Consider the following 8,517-nt stretch of genomic DNA (forward strand, 5'->3'; position numbering starts at 1 on the left):
CCGCCCCCCGCACCCGGCCCCGACGCGCCCCCGCCCCCCGCACCCGGCCCGCCCGCACCCCGCTACGCCCCCCACCGCCTCGCCCCCGTCGTCACCGCGCTCGCCTGCGCCGCCCTCGCCTGGTCCACCGGGACGCGCCCCGAACTGGCGGTGTGGCTGCTGCTCGCCCCGGTCGCCGTGCTCCTGGCGAGCATCGACCACCGCGTGCACCGACTGCCGGACGGGCTGACGCTGCCCGCCGCCGGGGCGGCCGTCCTGCTCCTGGGCCTGGCGGCGCTGCTGCCCGAACACGCGGGCTCCTGGCTCTCCGCCCTGCTCGGCGGCCTGGTCCTGGGCGGCTTCTACTTCCTGCTCTTCCTCGTCAACCCGAGCGGCATGGGCTTCGGCGACGTCAAACTCGCCCTCTCCCTGGGCACCGTCCTCGGCTGGTACGGCTGGGCGGTCGTCTTCGCCGGAGGCTTCGCCGGCTTCCTGTTCGGCGCGGTGTACGGGGTGGTGCTCGTCGCGCTGCGCCGGGCCGGGCGCAGCACGGGCATCCCCTTCGGCCCGTTCATGATCGCGGGAGCGTTCCTCGGGCTGCTGTTCGGCGGCCTGGGGGCCTGACCCGCGCGCGGAAGGACCGGCGGTACGGGGGAGGGCCCCGGCCCCGGTACGCCCCCCGCCGCGAGCCCCGTAATCCTGTCGCGTCCGTACGCCCGCCCCTGCGACCATGGGGCCATGCCCGCGACACCCGACGACACCGCACCCCTGCCCGGCGAGGACGAACGGTTCGACGCGCTGGTCACCGAGGCCGACACGGTCTCCGTGGCCGGGTGGGACTTCTCCTGGCTGGACGGGCGGGCCACCGAGCAGCGGCCGTCCTGGGGGTACGCGCGGGCCATGGGGGAGCGGATGGGCCGGGCGCGGGCGGCGCTCGACATCCAGACGGGCGGCGGCGAGGTGCTGGCGTCCGTGCCGAAGCTGCCGCCGCTCGCCGTGGCCACCGAGTCCTGGCCGCCGAACATCGCCCGTGCCACCGCGCTGCTGCACCCGCTCGGGGCCGTCGTCGTCGCGGACGAGGACGAGCCGCCGCTGCCGTTCGGCGACGCGGCGTTCGACCTGGTCGTCAGCCGCCACCCGGTGACCACGTGGTGGGAGGAGATCGCCCGGGTGCTGACCCCAGGCGGCACGTACTTCTCCCAACAGGTCGGCCCCGCCAGCGTCTTCGAACTCGTCGAGTACTTCCTGGGCCCCCAGCCGCCCGAGGTGCGCGGGGCGCGCGACCCGGAGCGGGCCCGGGCCGACGCCGAGGCGGCGGGGCTGGCGGTCGTGGACCTGCGGGCGGAGCGGCTGCGCACCGAGTTCTTCGACATCGGCGCCGTCGTCTACTTCCTGCGGAAGGTGATCTGGATGGTGCCCGGCTTCACCGTCGAGCGGTACCGCCCCCAACTCCGCGCACTGCACCACCGGCTGGAGACCCGGGGCCCGTTCACCGCCCACACCACCCGGTTCCTGATCGAGGCCCGCAAACCCGGGTGAGCCCGCCGCCCGCGACGGGTCCGAAGGATGGCACTCTGGTCGCGAGCGCTCGGGGGCGTCTTGCCGAGGGGAAGGAGCAGGCCATGGACCGCGGCACCGACGAGGACGCCGTGAACGGCCCGCGCCGGCGCGGCGCCGAGTGGCTCAAGGGGGCCAGGATCGTCGGCGTCCTCGGCATCTTCTACCGCCCCGAAGGCCGGATGGGCGAACCCGAGGCCGTCTCCTTCGTGCTGGACGACGGCCAGTCCGTCCGGCTGACCTGCGCATCCGACGGCACCCTGCACGTGGGCGCGGGCACCTGGCCGCAGCTGCCCGACTGGTGTGTGCCCGCCGCGCAGTGGGAGTTCGCCGAGCCGGCCGGGCTGCCGCAGCCCCCGGACGGCGGCTGGACCGTCCTCAGCACCGACGAGCGCAGGGACGAGCGGGGCGAGGTCCACGAGGCCGTGATCCGCTGCGAGGGCGGCCGGTTCGTGGTCGTCGGCGGCGACACCGTGAGCATCCGTTTCACCCGCGGCCACCGGGGCGCCGCCGCCGCGACCTGACCGCCGCGCCGAACGGAATGTGGACATCCTGTGGACGTCTCGGCCGCCACTCCGTCGCCGGTCCGCGACACGCGGGCATCGGCGCAGGTCACAGCCGTGCCAAGAGGCGGAGGGCGTCTCCGGAGCGGAGCCCCTCACTCTCGGAGAGTAATTATCGCGCGCCGCGGCGCCCACCATCCCTTACGAAGGGTTATGGTGGAAACCCCCCCTCGGGCCGGTCCGTAACCCCCCCCACGGACCGGCCCGTTTTTTCATGCCCCGTGAGGGGTAGGGCGGTTGGGCGCCCCCGCATCGGCCGGCACTCCCTCAGCCGCGTGCGGCCCAGATGTTGGTGCCCTCGGTGTCCACGGCGAATGTGTCGATCTCCGCCAGCTCCGCCGCCGTCAGCTCCGGTCCGGCCAGAGCCGCCACGTTCTCCTCCAGCTGGGCGACGCTCGACGCGCCGATCAGGGCGGACGTCATCCGGCTGTCGCGCAGCACCCAGGTCAGGGCCAGCTGCGCCAGCGACTGGCCCCGGCGGCGCGCGATGTCGTTCAGCCCGTTGAGCCTGCGGACCACCTCGTCGGACAGCAGCGACGGGTCGAGCGACTTGCCCTGAGTGGCGCGCGACCCCTCGGGGATGCCGTTCAGGTACTTGCCGGTCAGCAGACCCTGGGCCAGCGGCACGAAGGAGATGCAGCCCATCCCGGCCGCCTCCAGCGTGTCCAGCAGCCCGTCCTCCTCGGTCCAGCGGTTGATCATCGAGTAGGACGGCTGGTGGATCAGGGCCGGCACCCCCATCTCGCGCAGCAGCCGCGCCGCCTCGGCCGTCTGCGCCGAGGTGTACGAGGACACCCCCACGTACAGCGCCTTCCCCCGGTGCACGGCGGAGGCGAGCGCCCCCATCGTCTCCTCCAGCGGGGTCTCCGGGTCGAAGCGGTGCGAGTAGAAGATGTCGACGTGGTCCAGGCCGGTCCGCCGCAGCGAGGCGTCCAGCGACGACAGCAGGTACTTGCGCGACCCCCACTCCCCGTACGGCCCGGGGTGCATCTCGTACCCCGCCTTGGTCGAGATGATCAGTTCGTCCCGGTACGGGGCGAAGTCCTGCCGGAACAGCTTGCCGAAGTTCAGCTCGGCGGAGCCGGGCGGCGGACCGTAGTTGTTGGCCAGGTCGAAGTGGGTCACCCCGAGGTCGAACGCGCGGCGCAGGATGGCCCGCTGGGAGGCGAGCGAGCGGTCGTCGCCGAAGTTGTGCCACAGACCGAGCGAGACGGCGGGGAGCTTCAGGCCGCTGCGCCCGCTGCGCCGGTACTCCATGGAGTCGTAGCGCGATCCGGCGGCGTGGTAGGGGGAGGAGGAATCAGTCACGATTCTCTCCTTATCACGGACTTGTGACAGGCCGGGTTGGGTGGGGGCGGGGGCCGCGCAGTAATGTGGTTGCCCTGACGGGACTGCCATGACACGGCGGGGCGATCCGCCCCCTTCCAGTGCGGCGATCCGATCCCCAGGGGACGACCCCGGACCCCTGACGCGGGGGCCGGCGGGCCCGCACGGAACCGAGAGGTGGACTCAGTGAACTTGCGCGACCTGGTGTACAGGCTCTATGCGCGCCGGGTGGAGGGCCGCCTGGACCACACCCAGGTGCCCAAGCACATCGGAGTCATCCTGGACGGCAACCGGCGCTGGGCCAAGGCGTCCGGCGGCACCGCCGCCGAGGGGCACCAGGCCGGGGCGGAGAAGATCAAGGAACTCCTCGGCTGGTGCAGCGAGACCGACGTCGAGGTCGTCACGCTCTGGATGCTCTCCACCGACAACTTCGACCGTCCCGAGTCGGAGCTGATCCCGCTGCTCGGCATCATCGAGAACACCGTGCGCGGCCTCGCCGCCGACGGCCGCTGGCGCGTCCACCACGTCGGCACGCTCGATCTGCTGCCCTCCCACACCCAGACCGTCCTCAAGGAGGCCGAACAGGCCACCGTCGGGGTGGACGGCATACTCGTCAACGTCGCCGTGGGCTACGGCGGCCGGCAGGAGATCGCCGACGCCGTGCGCTCCCTGCTCCTCGAACACTCCGCCAAGGGCACCTCGTTCGAGGACCTCGCCGAGATCGTCTCCACCGACCTGATCTCCGAGCACCTCTACACCCGTGGCCAGCCCGACCCCGACCTGGTCATCCGCACCAGCGGCGAGCAGCGGCTGTCCGGCTTCATGCTCTGGCAGAGCGCCCACTCCGAGTACTACTTCTGCGAGGTCTTCTGGCCGGCCTTCCGCCGGGTCGACTTCCTGCGGGCGCTGCGCGACTACGCGGCCCGCCACCGCCGCTACGGAGGCTGAGGCACCCCGTTCGGCATGGCCGGACGTGTATGAGGGCATATCCCTGACAGGTCGGCGCCCGGTCACCAGCCAGGCGGGCGCCGTGTCCAAGCGAGCGGCACCGAGCCCGCTCGTCCGGGAGGCCCTTTGCACACGAAGGACCGTACGCACAGTGCGGCCGACGCGGAGGGCCGGCGCACGGCCCGCGCAAGGTGGCCGGAGCCCGGCCCGTCCTCTCCCATTGGGATGCTCCGCGACGCCGTCGCACCCCAACCTCTTCCGAGGGGGTACGTCCTTCCGTGGTGACCAGCACAAAGCGCCGCATGCCCGACAGGCGCACCTACGTTCTCGACACCAGCGTCCTGCTGGCCGATCCGAACGCCATGGCCCGCTTCGACGAGCACGAGGTCGTGCTCCCGGTCGTCGTGGTCACGGAACTGGAGGCCAAACGGCACCATCCGGAACTCGGTTACTTCGCCCGCCAGGCCCTGCGCCTGCTGGACGACTTCCGGGTGCGGTACGGCCGGCTGGACGCGCCGATCCCCCTCGGGGACCTCGGCGGGACGCTCCGCGTCGAGCTCAACCACTCCGATCCCGGCGTCCTGCCCGCCGGCTACCGGTTGGGGGACAACGACTCACGGATTCTCGCGGTCGCGCGCAACCTCCAGGCCGAGGGGTACGACGTCACGGTCGTCTCCAAGGACCTCCCGCTGCGGATCAAGGCCTCGTCGGTGGGCCTGCTCGCCGAGGAGTACCGCGCCGAACTGGCGATCACCGACTCCGGCTGGACGGGCATGGCGGAACTGCCCCTCGCCGCCGACCAGATCGACCTGCTCTTCGCCGAGGAGAGGCTGTACGTCCCCGAGGCCGCCGAACTGCCCGTGCACACCGGCCTGGTCCTCCAGTCCGAACGCGGCAAGGCCCTGGGCCGGGTGACCCCCGACGGCAGCGTGCGGCTGGTGCGCGGCGACCGGGAGGCGTTCGGCATCCACGGCCGCAGCGCCGAGCAGCGCATCGCGCTGGACCTGCTGCTCGACCAGGAGGTGGGCATCGTCTCGCTGGGCGGCCGGGCGGGCACCGGCAAGTCGGCGCTGGCGCTCTGCGCGGGCCTGGAGGCCGTCCTGGAGCGCGGGCAGCACAAGAAGGTGATGGTCTTCCGCCCGCTGTACGCGGTCGGCGGGCAGGAACTGGGCTACCTCCCCGGCAGCGAGGCCGAGAAGATGAGCCCTTGGGCGCAGGCCGTCTTCGACACGCTGTCCGCCGTCTCCGGGCGTGAGGTGATCGAAGAGGTGCTGGGGCGCGGGATGCTGGAGATCCTGCCGCTCACACACATCCGGGGCCGCTCCCTGCACGACGCCTTCGTGATCGTGGACGAGGCCCAGTCGCTCGAACGCAACGTGCTGCTGACCGTGTTGTCCAGGATCGGCACGAATTCCCGGGTCGTGCTCACCCATGACGTGGCCCAGCGGGACAACCTCAGGGTCGGCCGGTACGACGGAGTGGTCGCCGTCGTCGAGAAGCTGAAGGGCCACCCGCTCTTCGCTCATGTCACGCTCACCCGCTCCGAGCGTTCCCGTATCGCCGCACTGGTGACCGAAATGCTGGAGGAAGGTCAGATCTGATACGGATTGGGACGTTGACGCCGCCCGGCGGGCCAAGCAGCCTAGCCGGGCGGCGGCGCGTCGCGGTGCCTTTTCCGAGATTCGGGTGCTCCAAACGAGGTGTGACCTTTCACACGCAACGGAGAATTGCTTCCCGGTGTCTCGTTCCGGCAAAGTCTTGCTTCCGTCAGGCCCCGCATACGGCACACCGGCACCTCCAGAGGCGCCACGCACCACACAACTCAACAACCGCCGTCCGTATGCCGCCCGCGAGTACCACGCGGCGCTCCCCCCGGGGAGCCGCCCACCGGGCCCGTGCCTCCCGTGACCCAAGCAGTAGGGAGGCCAGTGCCAGGGGCACGATTGCGCCCGCGAGGTCACCTAAGCGGGCGATGCTGGAAGGACACCGTGTGAGCCGGATTTCGGTCCGGGGGTTCGCCGTGGCATCTGCCACCGCGGTCACCACCGTAGGCGCCGTCGTAGGCGTTGCAGCGGGCAGCACTCCTGCTGTCGACGACAACAACTTCGAGGCGGCCGCAGCCGACACCACGCTGCTCGCAGACATTCCCGCGGGCCAGCAGGCCCAGGTCCAGACCGCTTCGCTGACGCAGCAGGCCGACGCCCAGGCGTCCGCGGCCGACGCGGCCGCGAAGAAGTCCGCGGAGGAGTCCGCCCGCGTCCAGGCCGCCAAGGACGCCAAGTCCAAGAAGCAGGCGGCCGAGGACAAGCTGGAGCGCCAGCGTCAGGCGGAGAAGGAGCGCAAGGAGAAGGAGCGGGCAAGCCGTTCCGAGGTCCGCTCCACCGCGACCTTCGCGCAGCAGGGCTCCTACACGGTGGCCGAGGTCCAGGCCATCGCCCGGCAGATCGTCCCGGCCGACCAGTTCCAGTGCTTCAGCAACATCGTGAACGTCGAGTCGAGCTGGAACTACAGGGCGAGCAACCCGTCCTCGGGCGCCTACGGTCTCGTCCAGGCCCTGCCCGGCTCCAAGATGGCCTCGGCCGGCGCCGACTGGATGACCAACCCGGCCACCCAGATCAAGTGGGGCCTCAGCTACATGAACAGCTCGCGCTACGGCAGCCCGTGCGCCGCCTGGTCCTTCTGGCAGGCCAACCACTGGTACTAGACACCAGGGTTCACCCGCTCAACCACGTGAAGCCCCTCACCGTCCTACGGTGAGGGGCTTCACGCGTGTACCGTCGTGCGGTACCGCTCCGGGGGAGTGGTGGGGAGAGCGGACGGGGGTAGAGGAACGGTTATGTCGAAACTGCCGGGATGGCTCGGACAACTGGGTGCCGAGCTGAGCAGGCTGAGTGAGCGCCTCGAAGAGCGCCGGGTCGGTACGGAGGCGGACGACCCCCTCCTCACGGACCCCGTCGCACCCGCCGCGGCGGGGACGGGGAAGGACGGGACGCCCCCCGTCGACCAGGTGCCCGCCCCGCCCGCGTACGCGCCCACCGTCGCCGCGCGGCCCGATCCGGTCGCGGCGATCCCGTGGGGCATGCGGGTCGCCGCCGAGGCGGGCTGGCGGCTGCTGGTGCTCGCGGGGACGCTGTGGGTGCTGATGCGGGTCATCAGCGCCGTGCAACTGGTGGTGCTGGCCTTCGTCGCCGCACTGCTCGTCACCGCGCTGCTCCAGCCGACCGTGGCCCGGCTGCGGCGCTACGGGCTGCCGAGGGGCCTGGCCACCGCCGTCACGGCGATCTCCGGGTTCGTCATCATGGGCCTGGTCGGCTGGTTCGTGGTGTGGCAGGTGATGGACAACATCGACACCCTGTCCGACAAGGTGACGAAGGGCATCGAGGACCTCAAGAACTGGCTGCTCGACAGCCCGTTCCACGTCACCGACAAACAGATCAACAACATCGCGCAGAACCTCAGCGACACCGTCGGCACCAACACCGAGGCCATCACCTCCGCCGGCCTCCAGGGCGTCACCGTGGTCGTGGAGTTCATGACCGGCGCCCTGCTCGCGATGTTCTCGACGCTCTTCCTGCTCTACGACGGCGCCCGCATCTGGAACTGGGTGCTCAAGCTGGTGCCCGCCCAGGCACGGCCCGGAGTGGCGGGCGCGGGGCCGCGCGCCTGGCGGACCCTGACCGCCTACATCCGGGGCACCGTCATCGTCGCGCTGATCGACGCCATCTTCATCGGGCTCGGGATCTACTTCCTGAACGTCCCGATGGCGGTGCCGCTCGCCGTCTTCATCTTCCTGTTCGCCTTCATCCCGCTCGTCGGAGCCGTGGTCTCCGGGGCGCTGGCGGTGGTCGTGGCCCTGGTCACCGAGGGCGTGTTCACGGCCCTGATGGTGCTGGCCGTGGTCCTCGCGGTCCAGCAGATCGAGGGCCATGTGCTCCAGCCGTTCATCCTGGGGCGCGCGGTGCGGGTGCATCCGCTGGCCGTGGTGCTCTCGGTCGCGGCGGGCGGAATGATCGCCGGCATCGGGGGTGCGGTCGTCGCCGTTCCGCTGGTCGCGGTCACCAACACGGTGGTCGGCTATCTGCGGTCGTACGGGCAGGAGGAGTCGCGCCGCCACTCGCCGCCGCCGCACGGGTCGACCGCGCTG

At 71.5% G+C, this 8,517-nt stretch carries 8 protein-coding genes; 7 read left to right on the forward strand and 1 reads right to left on the reverse strand.

Annotated features, from left to right (window positions below):
- From MHW47_RS28230 to MHW47_RS28240, 3 genes are all read left to right on the forward strand, one after another.
- A partial coding sequence (locus MHW47_RS28230; protein WP_239226590.1) for an A24 family peptidase occupies positions 1 to 603 on the forward strand: 603 nt, incomplete at its 5' end.
- Between the two features lie 114 nt (positions 604 to 717).
- Positions 718 to 1,518: a class I SAM-dependent methyltransferase gene (locus MHW47_RS28235; protein WP_239226591.1), complete on the forward strand. Its 801-nt coding sequence runs from the start codon at positions 718 to 720 to the stop codon at positions 1,516 to 1,518.
- Positions 1,519 to 1,601: 83 nt separating this feature from the next.
- Positions 1,602 to 2,060 carry a hypothetical protein gene (locus tag MHW47_RS28240; RefSeq protein ID WP_239226592.1) on the forward strand — a complete coding sequence of 153 codons (459 nt, stop codon included), beginning with the start codon at positions 1,602 to 1,604 and terminating at the stop codon, positions 2,058 to 2,060.
- A 306-nt stretch (positions 2,061 to 2,366) separates the two neighbouring features.
- Here the strand turns inward: MHW47_RS28240 and mgrA are convergent, their stop codons facing one another.
- Positions 2,367 to 3,407, reverse strand: coding sequence for an L-glyceraldehyde 3-phosphate reductase (gene mgrA / locus MHW47_RS28245; RefSeq protein ID WP_308381725.1), 1,041 nt, complete (start codon positions 3,405 to 3,407; stop codon positions 2,367 to 2,369).
- Between the two features lie 204 nt (positions 3,408 to 3,611).
- On the opposite strand from mgrA, the gene MHW47_RS28250 reads away from it, so the two are divergent.
- The 4 genes from MHW47_RS28250 to MHW47_RS28265 all read left to right on the forward strand — a co-directional run.
- The gene (locus MHW47_RS28250) at positions 3,612 to 4,373 is read left to right on the forward strand and encodes an isoprenyl transferase (protein ID WP_239226593.1); all 762 of its coding nucleotides are present in this window, start codon (positions 3,612 to 3,614) and stop codon (positions 4,371 to 4,373) included.
- A 278-nt stretch (positions 4,374 to 4,651) separates the two neighbouring features.
- Positions 4,652 to 5,974: a PhoH family protein gene (locus MHW47_RS28255; protein ID WP_308381726.1), complete on the forward strand. Its 1,323-nt coding sequence runs from the start codon at positions 4,652 to 4,654 to the stop codon at positions 5,972 to 5,974.
- A gap of 389 nt (positions 5,975 to 6,363) precedes the next feature.
- Positions 6,364 to 7,077, forward strand: a complete 714-nt coding sequence (locus MHW47_RS28260) for a lytic transglycosylase domain-containing protein (RefSeq protein WP_239226595.1) — start codon at positions 6,364 to 6,366, stop codon at positions 7,075 to 7,077.
- 132 nt (positions 7,078 to 7,209) lie between these two features.
- Positions 7,210 to 8,517: AI-2E family transporter (locus tag MHW47_RS28265; RefSeq protein WP_239226596.1), on the forward strand; the 1,308-nt coding region annotated here is incomplete at its 3' end.

Origin of the sequence: Streptomyces sp. OfavH-34-F (assembly GCF_022347745.1) — a bacterium.
Taxonomy (GTDB): domain Bacteria; phylum Actinomycetota; class Actinomycetes; order Streptomycetales; family Streptomycetaceae; genus Streptomyces.

What these genes read in the sequence shown, in the direction of transcription:
- MHW47_RS28235 (WP_239226591.1), top strand. Translation starts at nt 718, where the DNA reads ATGCCCGCGACACCCGACGACACCGCACCCCTGCCCGGCGAGGACGAA.
- MHW47_RS28240 (WP_239226592.1), top strand. Translation starts at nt 1,602, where the DNA reads ATGGACCGCGGCACCGACGAGGACGCCGTGAACGGCCCGCGCCGGCGC.